A 17,363-nucleotide genomic window follows, 5' to 3' on the forward strand; every position below is an offset into this window, starting at 1 on the left:
CCACTTTCTTTGTCTACTTTTATAATTTCTACTGAACCTTTATCTACTAATTCGTTCTCTACTTTTAGTGATAAAATTTCTGTCATACCTTTTGTAATTTCAAACGATACTGATTTCGCTAGTTTTTTATATCCTGGTAAGCTCTCTACCTCTACTAGCTTATATTTCCCTACTGATAAATCTGAAACGTTTGCTTTTCCTTCTTTATCTGTCGTTACTTTTGTTACTACTTTATCCTTTTCATCTTGCACTTCGAATGTTACGCCCGCTAATACTGCGCCACTTTCTTTATCCACTTTTGTAATCTCTACTGTTCCTTTATCTAACAGTTCGTTCTCTACTTTTAGTGATAAAACTTTCGTCATACCTTTTTTGATTTCAAACGATACTGGTTCTGTTAATTGTTTGTAACCTGGTAAGCTTTCTTTCTCTACTAATTTGTATTTTCCTACAGATAAATCTGCAATTGTTGCTTTTCCTTCTTTATCTGTTGTTACTGTCGTTACTACTTTTCCTTGCTCATCTTGTACTTCGAAGACTACGCCTGCTAATGCTTTTTGACTGTCTTTATCTACTTTTGTAATTTCTACGTTACCCTTATCTAACATTTCATTTTCTACTGTTAAAGCAAGAGATTTTGTCATACCTTTTTCAATTTGGAAAGTAATCGGATCTACTAATTGCTTATATCCTTTTGGTGCTTTCACTTCTACTAGCTTGTATGTGCCAACTGATAAATTAGTGACTTGTGCTTGTCCTTTTTTATCTGTCGTTATTTTAGCGACTACTTGTCCTGCTTCATCTTGAACATCAAATACTGCATCAGCTAAAGCATCTTTATTTTCTTTGTCTACTTTTTTAATTTCTACATTTCCTGTATCTACTAATTCATTTTTGACTGTTAGCTTTAATGCTGTTACTCTGCCTTTTTCAATTTCGAATGAAATTGGCTTTTCAAGTGGTTTGTATCCTGCTGGTGTTCCTACTTCCACCAACTCATACTTTCCAATAGATAACTCTGAAACGTTTGCTTTTCCTTCTTTATCTGTCGTTACTTTTCTTACTACTTTTCCTTTTGAATCACGTACTTCAAATACAACATCTTTTAATGGTGCTTTACTATCTTTATCTATTTTTATTATCTCTACATTTCCAGTATCCATCATTTCATTTTCTACTTTTAATGATAGTATCTTGGTCATGCCCTTTGTAATTTCAAATGATACTGGTTTTTCTAGCTTTTTATAACCTGGTAAACTTTCTATCTCTACTAATTCATACTTACCTACAGGTAAATCTGCAACATTTGCTTTTCCTTCTTTATCTGTCGTTACTTTTTTAACTTCGTTACCTTTTTCATCTTGGACAACGAACGTTACTCCCGCTAGCGGTGCTTTATTATCTTTGTCTATCTTTGTTATCTCTACATTCCCCGTATCTACCATTTCATTTTCTATTTTTAATGATAAGATCTCGGTCATGCCTTTTGTAATTTCAAACGATACTGGCTCTGTTAATTTCTTATAGCCTGGTAAGCTTTCTTTTTCTACTAATTTGTACTTTCCTACTGATAAATCTGCAATTGTTGCTTTTCCATCTTTATCTGTTGTTACTTCTTTTACTACTTTATCTTTTTCATCTTGTACTTCGAAGACTACACCTTTTAATGCTTTCTGGCTGTCTTTATCTATTTTTGTAATTTCTACTGAACCTTTATCTAACTGTTCATTCTCTACTTTCAATGATAGGACTTCCGTCATACCTTTTGTAATTTCAAATGATACTGGTTCTTTTAGTTTCTTATAACCTGGTAAGCTTTTCGCCTCTACTAATTTGTACTTTCCTACTGAAAGATCTGAAACGTTTGCTTTTCCTTCTTTATCTGTTGTTACTTCTTTCACTACTTTATCTTTTTCATCTCGTACTTCGAAAACTACGCCTTTTAATGCTTTCTGGCTGTCTTTATCTACTTTTGTAATTTCTACTGAACCTTTATCTAACTGTTCATTCTCTACTTTCAATGATAGGACTTTCGTCATACCTTTTGTAATTTCAAACGATACTGGCTCTGTTAGTTTCTTGTAACCTGGTAAGCTTTTCGTCTCTACTAATTTGTACTTTCCTACTGAAAGATCTGAAACGTTTGCCATTCCTTCTTTATCCGTCGTTACTTTTTTTACTACTTCACCTTTCTCATCTTGAACTTCAAATTCGACACCCGCTAATACTGAACCGTTTTCTTTGTCCACCTTTGTAATTTCTACATTACCTTTGTCTGTCATTGCATTTTTTACTGTTATTGGGAATATGCCGTCCCCTGTTACATTTACTTCGAACTCTGTTTCTTTTAATTGGTATCCTTCAGGCGCTTTCGTTTCTTTTAACATATATTTCCCTGGCGCTAACGGTTTAGAGATTGCCTTACCATCTTTATCTGTAACAATATGCTCAACTACTACACTGTCTTTTACTATATCAAACTCTGCATTTGCTAATGGTTTTTCACCATTTTCCGAATCAATTTTCTTTAATTCAATTTGACCCTTTTGCAAAGTATTTTTGACTTCAATGGCTTTTGTTTCACCAGCTTGAAGTGTAACCTCTACTGGAATTGTTGATTTTTGATATCCTTCTGGCGCTACTGTTTCATAAATTTTATACGTCCCAGGAGCTAAAGTTTGAGGTACTGAAAAGCCGTTTTCGTCCGTTATCAGTTTTGCAACAACTTCATTTGCACTATTTCGAACTTCAAATTCGGCACCTTTTAACCCCTTGTTCGGATTCTCAGAATCTATTTTATGAATCGATACTGTACCGTCTTTTGGAGCTTCAGGCGGCGTAACAGTTACTTCTTTTGATGTTAATGTTTTATCATCAAAATGTAATTCCGCTTTATTAGGAATCTTCTTATCTACGTAAGAAGATAAATCTGTATTGGCTTTAATTTTCGCCTTAATATTCAAGTTAATTACCTGGTCTTCATATGACTTATAGTCAAAATTCTCACCAAACGTAAATGTTACTTCACTTCTTTGTTTATCTATATTTAACGTTCCTTTAGAAGTAATATCTTGGCCATTTTGATCATACACTTTTGCCTCTAATACTTCTAAAACATCTTCTAAATCATCACTAATTACCATAGATGTGTATTTAGGAGGATCGTTTGGTATATGTATACCAACTTGGTATTGAATAGCTTGATCGATTTGTGTTAACTGCTGATTCTCTACAAGTTTATCTTTCTCATCAACTATATTTTTTTCAATGCTAGGTGGATTATTGTCACCTGAACCTGTTCCTCCCCCACCACTTACGAATACTTCTCCAACTTTTTCTTCAGTTACAATATTTTTACCTTCTAATTTCACAGTATTTTTATGAGGCTTTGCAGCAGGATTAGTAATCTTTGTTTTATATCTTAAAATATAACCTTTTGAACTGTCTGGAAACTCAATTGTAAATCCAGTTTTCATTGCATTAATTTTAATTTTAGATAAATCTGCTGGCTTAATATTTGTTGCTGCATAGCCATCTTCAAACACAGCCTCTTCTAATACTAAGCTATCTGTAATTAATTCATGTCCAGGTCCTAATGTGTCTGTTAATTTAAGATCTTGCATTTCTGTTCCAGTTGCATTTACATATACCGTCCAGTCTGCAATTGAAGGATCTTCCTGATTATAAGAACCCCATTTCATTAGATTATCTGTATTGGGCTGTGGCTTCGGTCTCTCTGTCGTATTATTTACACTTACTTCTTTATTTACGATTTGACCATCAACGTTAAATTCTAATGGGATTTTTTTAATACCATCATATGCTTCTAGACCAAAATAAAATTCTACGAATAAAGAACCTTTAATGTTATTCTTTCCTTCTACGTAATCACCCATAGTACATGTCAATAGACCCTTTTTCATCTCACATGTACCAACTGTTTTTCCTTCAGCATCTTTTAAAGGAAAACTCATATTCATAAGATCTTTTCTAAATTCTTTTGGCATATCAATTGTGAATTGATCACCACTTTTTATTTTTTCTTTAGCTGACCACTTCACTTCTACTTTCATGCCATCTGAGGCTTGATATGGTTCAGACGTTGTACCATCAGTACGGGAGATATTAATCTCGTCCACTGGATTTTTTATCACAGCGGCTTGAATAACTGGAGCCCACACATTTAGCACTGAAAATAATACTAGAAAAACTAATGAAACCATTGAAATATGCCTTTTAGTACTTTTCATTTGCATAATTCCCTCCTATTTTTTATATTTATATAACAAAAAAAGACCGTCCGGTTGCATCAAAAATGTGCAACCAGACGATCTTAGTAACCAATATGTATTACCGTAGACTCTAAGCTTTGCGGCCTATCCTTTCGAATAGTGTGCTAAAAATATTTTTTATTCTTTTTTTGTTTCATTTTCCTCTTAAACCAAATATTACTATACCGTCTGGACGGTTATAATTCAATACTCTATAAAATTGTTCTATTTTTCTAATAAAAAAAATAATTCACCACTACATTAAATAAGTAATGGTGAATTATTTTACATTATATAGTTTGTATATTCTATTTATATGAATTATAGATAAGAGCTTGAATTACTTTTTCTCTTAATTCGGGGCTTAATCTTCCAACCCCTAAATATTCCGAATACCATAATCCATCTGCTGCTAATCTAATAATTGTGGCACAAACTGAATCTATCTCATCATTTTCTATTTTATGTTGCAGTTGCTGAAATGATTGTTGTAACGGTTCAAGTAATTCAGGTTTTAGCATTAATGCTGCCATCATACTACTACCCAGCTCTTCTACTCTTCTCTCATTACTTAATCTTTCCTCTACAAAAGAACGTACCCACCTTCCTTTCTTCTCTAAGTCTTCCGCTACTTTATTGTGAATAGCGTCTTGATACTCCTCGGTCCCTTTGAGTATCATGCCCTCTATTAAAGCCTCTTTGTTTGAAAAGTGATACAACAATCCACCTTTACTTATCCCCGCCTCTTTTGCTACCGCTTCTAAGGTTAATTTAGCAACCCCTTTACATTGCACAATTTGAGAAGCAGCTTCTAAAATCTTTTGCCGTGTTATACTTGTACTCATTCCTTTTTAAAACCCCATTTCTACTAAATTTATATAAATACGTATCTTATTTTTAATATCGCTGAGTAATAATAAATATTTTCTTTATACAACAAAAGCTTCATTGCCTTTGAATTGTTCGTTACTTCTTCTATTAAAAATTTCCATATCATTCAATATGATAACATTAAATACACAAAGCTGACTATACATCTATACTTTGTGTTTATTCCTAATATATCCATTAGTGAAATTTACTTCCTTCTTTTTACCTTATAAGACGGCGTTACTCCTTTCATCGTTGCATAAAAAAATGTTATTACTCTTGTTACATTGAGTAATAACATTTTTTTAAAGCTATTTAACAAATTTGCTTCCAACTAGCATCCTTCACATCTTCACTAGTCGGCTTTCTAACTGATCCAACAAAACATTCCTCGCAAGCACCAAATACAATGAAATTTTTCTGTGCTTGCCTTAACGAAACTTCATTCGCTCCGCCTTCAAAGTCATGATCGTTAAACTGAACCTCATCATCTTCCCAATAACATATATTACAAATTTCATATGTACCTGGTGGTGGTTCTTCTTCTATTGTTTTATATCCGCAGCATGGACATGTATGTTTCATTTTGTCACTCCATTATCAACTTTTTCTCCCATATATTCCGACTCACAAAGAATGTAACAGCGCAAATCACAGTTATCCCCATGAAAAAATTATTAGAATCTTCATATGTAGTTGGAATCCCTACCGTTACGAAAACGATACTAAAAGCTAAAAGTAGATATAATAATAAAGATATAATATAGCTCAATTTAAATCGTAAAATGATACCTCTAAACAATAGCTCACCAAGAAGACATCCACCTAAAATAATAGGTACTCCGAAATACAATGTAAGGACTCCCATTTGCGAAGTAGATTGAATTACCTTTCCAATTATGTTCGGCGACGTCCCCTCATTAAAATTTTCTATCCTATCATATAAATCAAGTGCCGTTACTGAAATAAAAAAACTTAATATAGAAAATGAATACGGAATTAAAAATTTGCTCACTCTCATTCACCTCACTTTTTCTCTTCCCCATATATTATTCATTATTTTCACATGAAAAAATAGCCCGTCTTCTGCAAAAGACGAGCCATTCCACTTAATTCTCACTTATTCTCTTCTTATACCAATCCTGCATTCTCTCCGCATCTTCTACTCTCGTATGCTCTAATTTATACTCCGATGATGCGTTAGAGAACTTATACGTACATAAATTTGCTCGGCGCTGGAAATATGATTGTGTCTTTTCCATTGATTGGACGTGTCTTCTTCTAACAAGTCCTGTATATTTTCCCACGCTACGATATACAAGCGTGATTTGCTCTCCATTTACACTGTAACCATTTGTTTTAAATGTTGCGTACCCAAGTGTAAAGATGAGGATTGCGAGCGGTAGTAATGCCCACATGATGTAGTGCTTTTCAAAGTATATACTTATCCCAGTAAGCGGGATTGCTAGCATTGCGAAAAAGATGAAACTATCAATGAGATAGCGGCGTAATGCTGTTTTTGGTAATGAAATAATATTTGTATTCAGTTCGTATGGTAATTGTAAATGCGCGAGTAACTGTTGTACGCGATCTTTTCGAATGATAGGATGCAGCGTAACTTTTTCTTTTTCGTCACCCATTCCCTTACTTTGAATCACTTCTACTTGCACAGCACAATAGCCGAATGGCTGACGTAACATACTTTCTTTTATCGTAATACCTTGAATACGATGTAATTTTAGTACAAGCTCTTTCTTTTCAAGCAAACCTTGCGAAATGCGGACTTCGTCATTCCTTCGATTCACTGTGAAATCTCCATGTTTTAGCGCATAACCGATTGTCGATATAATCCACGAAAGGACGATCAAAATGGCTACCATGAAAATCCAGCCATATATATCATGTTCCATTACATACGACTTTACGCCATTCTCTATCCATTTTGGAATGTACTCATCTACTTGGTGGTACACGAAAAAGATTAATGAGAATAATAGTCCAAACTGACCAGATGTAACAGATGCTAATAAAATTTCTTTCCAAGTTAATTTGTATTCTGTCGCTTGTTTTTCTTCTGTAACGATTTCTTTTTCGACTACTTTTTCTGATGTATCTTCTGCTTTCACTTCTGGAGTTGGCTCATTTAGCATTGCAATAAGCTCTGTTGCCTCTTCTACTGTAATACCAGCTAAGCTAACTTCTGCATCATCGCCTCCGCCAGCTGTTTCAATCTGAATTCTCTTTAAACCGAGCATTTGATATAACACGTTAGAACTTGTGTTAATCGTTTGAACACGTTCTTTATTTAAATAGCTCTCCTTCTTCACAAAGAGCCCTTGTTTCACATGCAATACGTTATTTTCAACCCAATATGTTGTGTAATACCATTTTTCAAACGCTGAAAAGACAGTGAGTAAACCGAATCCAGCGGGAATTAAATACCAAAATGGAAACTTTCCATTTAAACTAAACATGAAAATAATGAGTGGTATAAAGTCTGTTATTTTTAATTCTAATAACATCGTGATTGGATGCTGCCTCTTATACATCCTCATCACTCACTTTCGCTAATTCTGCGATTTTCGTTTTCAACATTTCAGCTTCATACATCGTTAAGCCTGGGATGCTGTGAGAAGTTGCCGCCGTTGAAATGTGTAATTCTGCTAAGCCATATTTTCTCATAATCGGCCCTTGTTCAATCGTCACGTGTTGTACACGAATCATCGGCACTAATACGCGCTTTACGACGAAAAGACCGTGCTGAATTTCAAGCTCTTCTTCATTTAATTGATAACTGTAATAACGTTGACGTAGTTTCGGGAATAAGAAGTACGAAAATGGTGCGAACGCAACTGTTAGCCCAATCATCACATACAAAATCCACGCCCACCAATCAAACTTTATCATGAGGAAAAGGTAAGCTAAAATAACGAGGATACCAATCCCTTCTTCAATGACAGCACGAACTTTCCACACCTTGACCATGTCAGGGTGAATTTCATTCTTCAATGGATCCATGTAACCACTCCAAATCTAGTAATCTAATATATGAATACTCTCAAATTATATTTTACATAACTTTACAGGGAATTGAAATTCAATCTTCTTTCTTCTCGGGAATAAAATATCCGAACCAAAGTAGCCAAATGAAACCGATTAGCTTCATCCAACTTCCATCCGCTTGAAAAGCTTCTATCATGCCTGGAATTTTATACACTCCAATGAACCCAAGAAAACCGAGCCACCAGTTTTTTTGCATTTTCACTTTTATTCCTCCTTCATTACGTTTTTCACATTTTGAATCCAAATTTCTTTATACTTTAACTGGAATCCCATCAGCATGTAATTACTCATATTATCGATCACAAGCGCTAACGTATGAGCATTTTCTTCCGTTGCCTGTTGTGAAACAACGTCAAGTTCTACACCTTTCTTCAATAAATCGTGAAAACCATTTAAGAAATCTTCTTGTATTTCAAATAAGCGTTTCTGATACTTTTCATTTCGCGATGCAGTTACGATAAATTCATTTATAACGCGTAATATTCCTTCTTGCCCTTCATATTCAGAGAGCATATGTAAACCATCTGAAATTAACTTTTCTGTAAAGTTTTCTTTCGTATATTGTTCTTTATCGAAATAACTCACGAAATGATACCCAGAAAAAATTTCTTCAAATAAAAAATCGACTAACGCTTCTTTAGAAGAAAAATGATAATAAATAGCCGGTTTTGAAATACCTACCTCTTTCGCAATCATAGAAAGGCTCATCTTCTCAATACCGTGCTCTGCCATAAGTTTAAATGATGCCTCGACAATGTTTTGCGATGTTTGTAAATTCTTTGTCATACTGTACCTCACTTATTTTTACTTACCGGTCGGTAAGTAAATTATAAAATGAAACGAAATGATTTGCAAGTTAGTTAACGCTACGGAAGGAATTTATTGGTAAATACAGAAAAGTATAAAGTAAAAGCAACATATAACAATAAGGAGGATATTCCTATGGGACTTGGTGGTAAAGGTGGTAGTGGTGGCACTGGCGGCGGCTATAGCGGACTCGGTCTTTAACTTTCATCAGTAAGAAAAGCACTGGCTATATAAACGGCCAGTGCTTTCTATTTTCATTATTGATCATCCACAATAATATACGCTGTTCGGATTGGCCCATGTACACCTACGACAAGGTTCATTTCAATATCTGCGCTATTTGATGGACCAGAAACGAAATTCACACAAGCGGGCAGTTTTTTTCCTGATGTATTTTGGTCATGGATCATTTTTGTAGCTTGGGTTAATCTTGGCACGATCGTACTTTTAGGAACAATTGCAATGTACGACTCTGGAAGAAGGCTAACATGTCTTCCCTTTAACCCGTCATTAAATAGTACAACGGTTCCTGATTCTGCCAGGGTCATATCACTGAACGTAATGCCAAGGTCAGCAGCTTTCGCAAATGCTATGTCCTCTTCTTTATGATCCGATCCCCAAATACGAAAATGCGTTGTGCCTTCACTGTTGAAAAGTGGAGTAAGGCCGTACTCATGAAAGCGCTCATCGTTCGCATACATTGCGGATTTAATATTCCATTCTTTTAGTAAAGATTGAAATGTTTCAACTAGATTTTCCTTCGTTGTTCGCTTTACTTCTGTATGAATGACTTCGCAGTGCTCCATTAACTGTACTACAAGTTCGTCTTGCGCGAGTCCGTCAAAAACAGTCCACTGCGGGGCAAAAGACCATTTCGGCTTTTCCACTGCTTCTGGACGTTTCCTACCAAGCTTTTCTGATAATTGGAGTAAAAATTCCTCACGATTTTGGATGGCCATCATCGTTCTCCTTTACGTGTTTTTCAAACCACTTTCGAAACGGTTGTTTTTTCGGAACCGGGAAATCTCTCGCATCTGTCCAAGCTTTTAACGGCCCAATGCCACGCTCGATTTTATCACCTTTCGCAAGAGGTTTTAATGCATACGGAGCGCTCTTCGCCGCAAAAGAAAATAAGCTAGGACTCTTCACTACTTTTTCAAAACCTTTCATAGCCGCATTCCAAGCTACAGGTGATCGTTTTTCTTCTACAATGCGGCTGCGATGTTTAATTAATAAGTCGTGTAACGGGATTTTCACTGGACATGCTTCTGTACACGCACCACAAAGGCTAGAGGCATAAGGTAAATCCTTATATTCATCATATCCCCCTAAAAGCGGTGTCAACACAGCTCCAATTGGCCCTGGATAAATGGAGCCATATGCATGTCCACCAATATGCCTGTATACAGGACACACATTAATACATGCTGCGCAGCGAATACACTGTAGGACACTTTGGAATTCTGTCCCTACAATATCAGAACGACCATTATCCACAATAACTAAATGAAATTCCTCAGGTCCATCTGTCCCGCCAGGCTCCGTTAATCCTGTAATATAACTCGTTAACTTTTGTCCTACAGAACTTCGGCATAGAAGTGTTACTAAAACATCAAGCTCTTCCCATGTCGGAACAATACGCTCCATTCCCATAACTGTAATTAACGTTTTCGGAAGTGTCGTAGTAAGTCTTGCATTTCCTTCGTTTGCTACGATAGAAATTGACCCAGACTCTGCAACTGCAAAGTTACATCCAGTCACTCCTATATCCGCCGCAAAGAAATCATCTCGTAAATAGCTTCTTACAAACCTCGCCATTTCCGTAGGGTCAGATGTTCCAGTGTAATTTAACTTTGTTTTAAATATTTCACAAATATGTTCTTTATCTTTGTGAAGGCACGGAACAACAATATGTGACGGCGGATCGTGGTCGTTCACTTGTAGAATAAATTCAGCAAGATCTGTTTCTAACACTTCCGCTCCAGCTTCTTCAATTGCCTCATTCAAACTAATCTCTTCCGTTACCATCGATTTTGATTTCACAATTTTTTTCGCGTTTTTCTTTTTTACAATCTCTTTTACATATTCCCTTGCGTCTTCGGCCGTCTTTGCAAAATAAACAAAACCACCGTTTTTCTCAATATTCTCACTCAGCTCATATAAATAATAATCAAGGTTTTCTAATGTATGCTTTCGAATTTCTTCTCCTAAAGCTCGCCATTCTTCCCAATTCCCAAGACTCTCAGTCGCTTTTAATTTCTTGCCCCTAAGACCATCTTGTGCTTTCCTAACAGCCTGTCGCATAAATTGATCACCAATACCGGTTGCAGTACGTTTATGAAAGGGATCGTTCCCGATTTTCATTCCCATCTTTATTTCCCCCTCTTATTTTCGGTCTTCATTTAATACTTGAGCGATATGTTTTACATCAATTGGATAGCCATTTCGTGTTAAACGTCCTTTTATATTCATTAGGCAGCTACAATCCATCCCAATTAACAAGTCCGCACCGGTTTCCATAATATGCTTTACTTTTTCATCGACCATTTGTTCAGAGATTTCTGGCATCTTTACTGAAAATGTCCCTCCAAATCCGCAGCAATCATAATTGTGCGGTAGCGAAACTACTTCCAGTCCTTTGACACACTTTAATAATTTTTGCGGTGGTTCTTTAATTCCCATTAATCGGCTCATATGACACGATGTATGAACCGTTGCTTTTTTATGAAGCTCCGCACCTAAGTCTTCTTTCCCTAATACTTCAACGAGAAATTGTGTAAATTCATACGTTTTATTCGCAAGCTCCGTCGCTTTTTTCTTCCACTCCGCTTCACTGTCAGAAAATAAGCTAGAAAACTCGTGAACCATCATCGCGCAAGAACCCGATGGTGCCACAACATATTCTGAACTAGAAAAGACTTCAATCATATGTTTTGCAGCTGTTTTTGTTTCTTTCACGTACCCGCTATTATAGGCAGGTTGTCCGCAGCAAGTTTGGCTTTTAGGAAAATCAACTTCACAGCCTAAATCTTCAAGAATTTCGACGACATCACTTCCGACCTCTGGATAAAAAACATCTGCCACACAAGTGATAAAAATTGATACTTTCATATTTGCACCCCTACATACAATAAAATAAGCTCAAGTAACTCTATTTGTATATTATTGGTAAAAAGATAAAAAATATGAATAGAAATATGAAAAAAAGACTCTCAAATTTGAGCATAGTCATCAACTTTAAAAATGCATTGTTCTTAAAACGAAAAAAACGAGTTGAATTCACATAAATAACTGTAAAAAAATTAAAAATTTTGTTTAGGGGGTACTTAAAGACCTTAGCTTGATAGGCATGTGACGGTGCCTCATGCTCACCAAGCTAGTTAGTGTCTGTTAAGTAAACCTTATGGATTTGTATATCTCATCCATCCACTTTCAGATTGTTTCGCTTTATACTTCCCATAAGACAGAAGCTTCATTGCCGAGCGATTGGCCGCATGAAAAACCAAGTTCAGCCTCCATTCTTCCTCCATTTCACTAGGTGGTGGATTCACAAAAAAACGCCATCCTTTCTTATGATTCTACAGAAAGAATAGCGTTTTTTTCATTTTAGGGGATTTTGTTCAACTGGAAAAGATACCCGAAATATTAAAGCATCTTTGGCTAGATAACCACCTTTACACTGATTCCACCATCGCTCTACTGAATATCAAGTTCACTGCAATCACGATGACTGCACCGATAAGGGTTGCCAATACACGGTCGAACAGAATGATAAACTGGAACGGCTTGCCGGCTTCCATGATCAAAATAATGAGCGGGATCATCGTTGCAGAGTATACAAGATAATTTCGAACCTTTAGAAGAGGTCGAACACCTGCGAATAGTCCGATACTTATAACTACCCCCAAAATTGGTAGACTAGTTGCCAGAAGCAAGCTCGCAACAATCACGCCGATTACTGTACCAAGCACTCGTTGTGTCGTTTTGATTGGAAAGAGTTCTATTTTCCGCTGAGTAAGGATCGCTACGGTAATTGCAATCCAATAGAAGTGGTGCTCGGGCCAAAGTATTCGCAATCCCTCAGCTATACCTAGACATAATGCGAGCCTGATTGGGAATTGCCAACCGGATAGGTGTGAAAGAGAATTCCGCCATAGAATGATTTTTTTCGATATTGGCCCTTTCACATCTCCATCTAACGATGATTTATAACAACGGTGTACCCAGATGCCTAGCACCAAGCTGATACTGACGGTCCAAATCGCCCCTGCTAAGATTGAAAAAATTAGTTCCATCCGGTACTCCGTCTGGTCGACCATGTTGAGGATGATGATCAGGAATATGACAAAGCGTGTTGTTGCCACCGCCAAGGCACGACTATATCCGCCAATTAACGCAGCAAGGCTTACTAGCAGGATCAAGACTCCAAATGTCAGATAGCCATGTCCGAAAGAGAGAACAGCAGCAATCGCAGCGAGCACTACTGATATTAGCGCTGATGCCAACTTTTTTCCGTGATTTATAAAACTCGAACCGACTTTCACGCTACTGACTGCCAAACTGCCGACCGATGCAGCAAAACCAAGAGCGGGATAGCCTAGAACTGTGGCGAACAGAACAGAACAGGTCCGGCCATACCTATGCCGGCGGAAATGAGTTCTACTATTTCTACCTTGGCCTCCTTAGACCAAGAAAACACTTGAGCCCTGTATGTCTTTACATTCATCTATAGCACCTCTTCCGACCCAAAGAGTAGGGTATACAGTTTAATAATAGGCTCTTTCTTTAATCCATGGACATGTGGTGATACCTATGTCCACCAAGCTAATATTTTGAAGTATCCCCAAAATGAAAATTTTATCTTTCCAGAGTTATTTATAATAATTCAGCTCATTTTTTTCGATATGGGGAAATGCCAATTTCTTAAGCTGCTGGCGATGTGGCGAGACCCTACTTATAAGTAATTGATTAGAGGTGGTACAGATATTGTTATGGTTTAATAAGATTTCCGTAAATATATTATAGAAACTGCGCTCCATTCCTTCATTCGACAGGGAATAATAAATATAAAAAAGAAGGCATCCTAACTGTGGAAGTTAGGATGCCTTCTTTCTTATAAAGCAAATCAATTTCTATTAAGCAATCGCATACGATAACAATTCATCGTCACTTCTCCAAGTCTTTGCAGTAATTGATAGTTCGCATATGCACCGACTGGGGCACCGATTATTGGTACGAGCTGAAGCATTTTTGCTAAATCGATATAGTCTCGGTACTCTGTTTGGAACTTTTCCCAGTCCATATGATTTTCTTCTTCTGTATCCCACGTTTCGATTGCTTTCCATATTTCTTTTCGGTGATCGTCACTTGAAAAAGCAAGTTGAAAAACATGAAGGATAAAAAGGCGCTCCTCTTTGTTACTTGTATCAAATCCGTACAATGTTGCGGCATCGAATAAAAATTTAATTTTAATGCCGAGTAAAAGCGGAAAGTCGGCAAGGCCAAGGAGAATACCACCTGCTCCCGTCCCTGCTCCTTCTGCCGCTGCTATCTTTTTGTACTCATCCATTTTTTTACGTACTTCGTCGTCTCGTCTTTGCAGTGACCAGTTCGTCTCTTTTAATTTCGGCTTTATAAAGTTTGACCCGGCACTAATTGTTTGCACCATCATCCGAATCGTTTCTGTTAATACTTTTTGTACTTTCGCCGGAATAAGCTGTTGTACTTTCGTCTGCACTTTCTTTGAGAACCGTGTCATCATAGAAGAATCTTTCATGAATGTAGCTTTCCACTGCTCCAGCTCTTTTATAACCTTCTCTTCATATGTAATCATAGGTTCATTCCCTTCAATTTAAACGCTCAATACGTTTTGCCCCGTATTGATAAACGAAACCGATACTAAATACTATGCTTACGACTAGTAAAATTCCCGTCATCATGAAATCTTTCGTCGCAAGGGCGAATATAACTGTAAATACAACGCTGCCGATCATAAGGATCGCATTTAATAAAGTAAGAAAATCTTTCTTCTTCTCTTCTCCCCCTACCGGATACAAATCAAGCCAAATCTTCATGCGGTGATGCTTCCATAAAGTTAATAGCTGATAACCGATTAAGTATAGGAAAATAAGGCTTACGATAAATCGTCCATATAAAAACGGAATGAAGTAAAGAATAACTCCTCCAAGCGCGAGCAGGCGCACATATAAGCCAAAATAGTTACCAGATCGTAAAAACGTTCTCGTATATAAGTATAAATATGTACGCTTCTCACCAATCATCGAAAGAATGCAATCAAGCCATTTTCTACGTGCTACTCTCTCTTTTAATGCTGGTACATCAACGAACATATTCGCGATGCGGTACAGCAGCATCATTTTCTTACCTTCTTCAGAAATTAAATACTCCCAGTTTAGCGGCTTTCCCTTCACCATTTGATGCAGGATAGCGAGATATAACACCATAAGAAGAACGATTCCGCCAATAAACATAACTGAAGTACGCTCTACAAGGAAGTATACAAATAAGCCGTTTAAAATAAAACGAATGAACCAATCAGCCCTTTGTATATTTTGATCTGTTAAAAATGATTTTTCCCATGCGACGAATAAGTTCCACGCTTTTACAATGACAAACGCGATTACAATCCATATGTAAGCTGCACCTGTTTGTTTCATTTGCTGGAAGTATAACGGAGCAAGCGCTGCCGCCACGATTGCGATTATGTATAACTGAATCATAAACGTAAAGAGAAATGCCTTTGTGAAGTAAGGTTTTAACTTTTCTTCAACTGGCAGTAAGTAAACGAGATCCGCTTCTTTTAATAACGTTTGGATGGATCCCGCCGTTAATACGAGACCAAGCAACACTGCCATAACGAGCGCTGTTGGAAACGAAGGTGTTAACGTTTGTAACCATTGCTGGTAATAGTAGGCTCCTGCGCCGATGATGAATACGAAAATAAATTTCAAATGATCATTAAATACGTATTTACTATATGTACGAACTTCTTTTAGAAAGTGACGAAATCGTTCTTTCCATAATGCTGTGCTATTCATAATCTTCTTCCTTCGTTAATGCAATATAAATATCATCTAACGTTGCACCTGGCATACTAAACTGTGATTGCAGTTCAGATAATGTTCCCTTCGCTCTTACTTCGCCTTGATGCAAAATAATAAACGAATCACAATAACGCTCTGCTGTCGCTAAAATATGTGTACTCATTAAGATTCCTGCACCACTCTTTTTCATTTGATCCATCATTTGAAGTAGGGATTGAATCGCTAACGGATCAAGCCCAACGAACGGTTCGTCCACGATGTAAAGAGATGGTTCCACTAAAAACGCACTCATAATCATTACTTTTTGTTTCATCCCTTTTGAGAAATGAGATGGAAACCATTTCAAACGATTTTTCATGCGAAATTCTTGTAATAGTTGTCCTACACGTTCTTCATATTGTTTTTCATCGACACCGTACGCCATCGCCGTTAATTTCAAATGCTCTTCTAGCGTTAGCTCGTCATATAATACTGGTGTTTCTGGGATGAACGAAAAACTAGAACGGTACGCTGTCATATCATCACGAATTGTTTTCCCATTAATTGTGACAGTTCCTTTTTTCGGTTCCATTAAACCGATAATATGTTTAATCGTCGTACTTTTACCAGCTCCATTTAAACCGATTAAGCCGACAAGTTCGCCTTTATTAACAGAGAACGAAACATCTTTTAGTACAGGTCGTTTCGTATATCCTCCTGTAACATTTTCTACACGCAATAACTCGCTCATACGACACCACTTTCTTCATTAGTATTCATTCTATATTCATCTTACCAAAAATGGCGCTGTACTACATAGTATCGATGTCTTAAAAAAAATTTAAATTTGTTAGCATATATTTTTACGAAAGCGGACATCATAATTAGTGAAGAAGGAACACATTGAAAAAGCGACCACCAATTGATGAGTACAACAACATAGTGAAGTCATCATGAAATGGGGTGTCCATGTTGGACAAAGAAATTTACACATAACCAGATCATTTGTTTCATTTTAGAAACGGGGTGTCTCCGAAAGAGCATATACTGTTTTAAAAAATAAACAATTTCCTTTTATAAAGATTGCAATTCATTTCACTTGAAAATGGGGTGTCTACGGCAGAAACTTTAGCCGATTTACCGTGCATTTCTTAAATAAATGAGGTGTCTGCGAAACGTAAATTACGATAATGCTTTTTCAATCCCTCTTCAGAAAACAGGAAGCTGAGTCAGCTTCCTGTTTTTCGTGTTTGTTCTCTTATATAATTATGGTAAAATACGGCTAAGGCTATTTGAAAGGATGAGATCA

16 protein-coding genes, 1 pseudogene and 1 riboswitch are annotated in these 17,363 nt (G+C 36.6%); of the genes and pseudogenes, 1 reads left to right on the forward strand and 16 read right to left on the reverse strand.

The window, feature by feature from the left end; all coding sequences use genetic code 11:
* From ACXY7N_RS15085 to ACXY7N_RS15120, 8 genes are all read right to left on the reverse strand, one after another.
* On the reverse strand, positions 1-4,256 hold a 4,256-nt coding region (locus ACXY7N_RS15085; protein WP_488592448.1), incomplete at its 3' end, for a SpaA isopeptide-forming pilin-related protein.
* Positions 4,257-4,315: 59 nt separating this feature from the next.
* A riboswitch (cyclic di-GMP riboswitch) is annotated at positions 4,316-4,408 on the reverse strand.
* Between the two features lie 171 nt (positions 4,409-4,579).
* On the reverse strand, positions 4,580-5,116 hold the full coding sequence (locus ACXY7N_RS15090; RefSeq protein ID WP_016088996.1) for a TetR/AcrR family transcriptional regulator: 537 nt from the start codon (positions 5,114-5,116) through the stop codon (positions 4,580-4,582).
* 340 nt (positions 5,117-5,456) lie between these two features.
* Complete coding sequence (locus ACXY7N_RS15095; RefSeq protein WP_088083417.1) at positions 5,457-5,726, reverse strand: CPCC family cysteine-rich protein; 270 nt, start codon at positions 5,724-5,726, stop codon at positions 5,457-5,459.
* A gap of 4 nt (positions 5,727-5,730) precedes the next feature.
* Complete coding sequence (locus tag ACXY7N_RS15100; protein ID WP_016088998.1) at positions 5,731-6,156, reverse strand: hypothetical protein; 426 nt, start codon at positions 6,154-6,156, stop codon at positions 5,731-5,733.
* 94 nt (positions 6,157-6,250) lie between these two features.
* Positions 6,251-7,690: a PH domain-containing protein gene (locus tag ACXY7N_RS15105; RefSeq protein WP_016133850.1), complete on the reverse strand. Its 1,440-nt coding sequence runs from the start codon at positions 7,688-7,690 to the stop codon at positions 6,251-6,253.
* Positions 7,683-8,159, reverse strand: a complete 477-nt coding sequence (locus tag ACXY7N_RS15110; protein ID WP_000371356.1) for a PH domain-containing protein — start codon at positions 8,157-8,159, stop codon at positions 7,683-7,685. The genes ACXY7N_RS15105 and ACXY7N_RS15110 overlap by 8 nt, the downstream gene beginning before the upstream one ends.
* 79 nt (positions 8,160-8,238) lie before the next feature.
* Positions 8,239-8,406 carry a hypothetical protein gene (locus tag ACXY7N_RS15115; protein ID WP_000783815.1) on the reverse strand — a complete coding sequence of 56 codons (168 nt, stop codon included), beginning with the start codon at positions 8,404-8,406 and terminating at the stop codon, positions 8,239-8,241.
* Between the two features lie 2 nt (positions 8,407-8,408).
* The gene (locus ACXY7N_RS15120) at positions 8,409-8,990 is read right to left on the reverse strand and encodes a TetR/AcrR family transcriptional regulator (RefSeq protein WP_016089000.1); all 582 of its coding nucleotides are present in this window, start codon (positions 8,988-8,990) and stop codon (positions 8,409-8,411) included.
* 96 nt (positions 8,991-9,086) lie between these two features.
* On the opposite strand from ACXY7N_RS15120, the gene ACXY7N_RS15125 reads away from it, so the two are divergent.
* The gene (locus tag ACXY7N_RS15125; protein ID WP_488592449.1) at positions 9,087-9,212 is read left to right on the forward strand and encodes a hypothetical protein; all 126 of its coding nucleotides are present in this window, start codon (positions 9,087-9,089) and stop codon (positions 9,210-9,212) included.
* Between the two features lie 56 nt (positions 9,213-9,268).
* Here the strand turns inward: ACXY7N_RS15125 and ACXY7N_RS15130 are convergent, their stop codons facing one another.
* The 8 genes and pseudogenes from ACXY7N_RS15130 to ecsA form a co-directional block, all read right to left on the reverse strand.
* Positions 9,269-9,970, reverse strand: a complete 702-nt coding sequence (locus ACXY7N_RS15130; protein WP_016133848.1) for a LutC/YkgG family protein — start codon at positions 9,968-9,970, stop codon at positions 9,269-9,271.
* Complete coding sequence (locus ACXY7N_RS15135; RefSeq protein WP_016089003.1) at positions 9,951-11,381, reverse strand: LutB/LldF family L-lactate oxidation iron-sulfur protein; 1,431 nt, start codon at positions 11,379-11,381, stop codon at positions 9,951-9,953. The genes ACXY7N_RS15130 and ACXY7N_RS15135 overlap by 20 nt, the downstream gene beginning before the upstream one ends.
* Before the next feature lie 15 nt (positions 11,382-11,396).
* A complete protein-coding gene (locus ACXY7N_RS15140) occupies positions 11,397-12,122 on the reverse strand; it encodes a (Fe-S)-binding protein (RefSeq protein ID WP_016089004.1) in 726 nt (241 codons plus the stop codon).
* A gap of 290 nt (positions 12,123-12,412) precedes the next feature.
* Positions 12,413-12,562, reverse strand: coding sequence for a hypothetical protein (locus ACXY7N_RS15145; RefSeq protein ID WP_016089005.1), 150 nt, complete (start codon positions 12,560-12,562; stop codon positions 12,413-12,415).
* Positions 12,563-12,685: 123 nt separating this feature from the next.
* Positions 12,686-13,737, reverse strand: a pseudogene (locus ACXY7N_RS15150) (FUSC family protein).
* 399 nt (positions 13,738-14,136) lie between these two features.
* Positions 14,137-14,844: an ecs operon protein EcsC gene (ecsC, locus tag ACXY7N_RS15155; RefSeq protein ID WP_000634133.1), complete on the reverse strand. Its 708-nt coding sequence runs from the start codon at positions 14,842-14,844 to the stop codon at positions 14,137-14,139.
* 13 nt (positions 14,845-14,857) lie between these two features.
* Positions 14,858-16,069, reverse strand: coding sequence for an ABC transporter permease EcsB (ecsB, locus tag ACXY7N_RS15160; protein WP_098405301.1), 1,212 nt, complete (start codon positions 16,067-16,069; stop codon positions 14,858-14,860).
* Complete coding sequence (gene ecsA, locus ACXY7N_RS15165; protein WP_033659641.1) at positions 16,062-16,805, reverse strand: ABC transporter ATP-binding protein EcsA; 744 nt, start codon at positions 16,803-16,805, stop codon at positions 16,062-16,064. The genes ecsB and ecsA overlap by 8 nt, the downstream gene beginning before the upstream one ends.
* Between the last annotated feature and the right edge of the window lie 558 nt (positions 16,806-17,363).

This window comes from Bacillus sp. 5w2 (assembly GCF_054353775.1).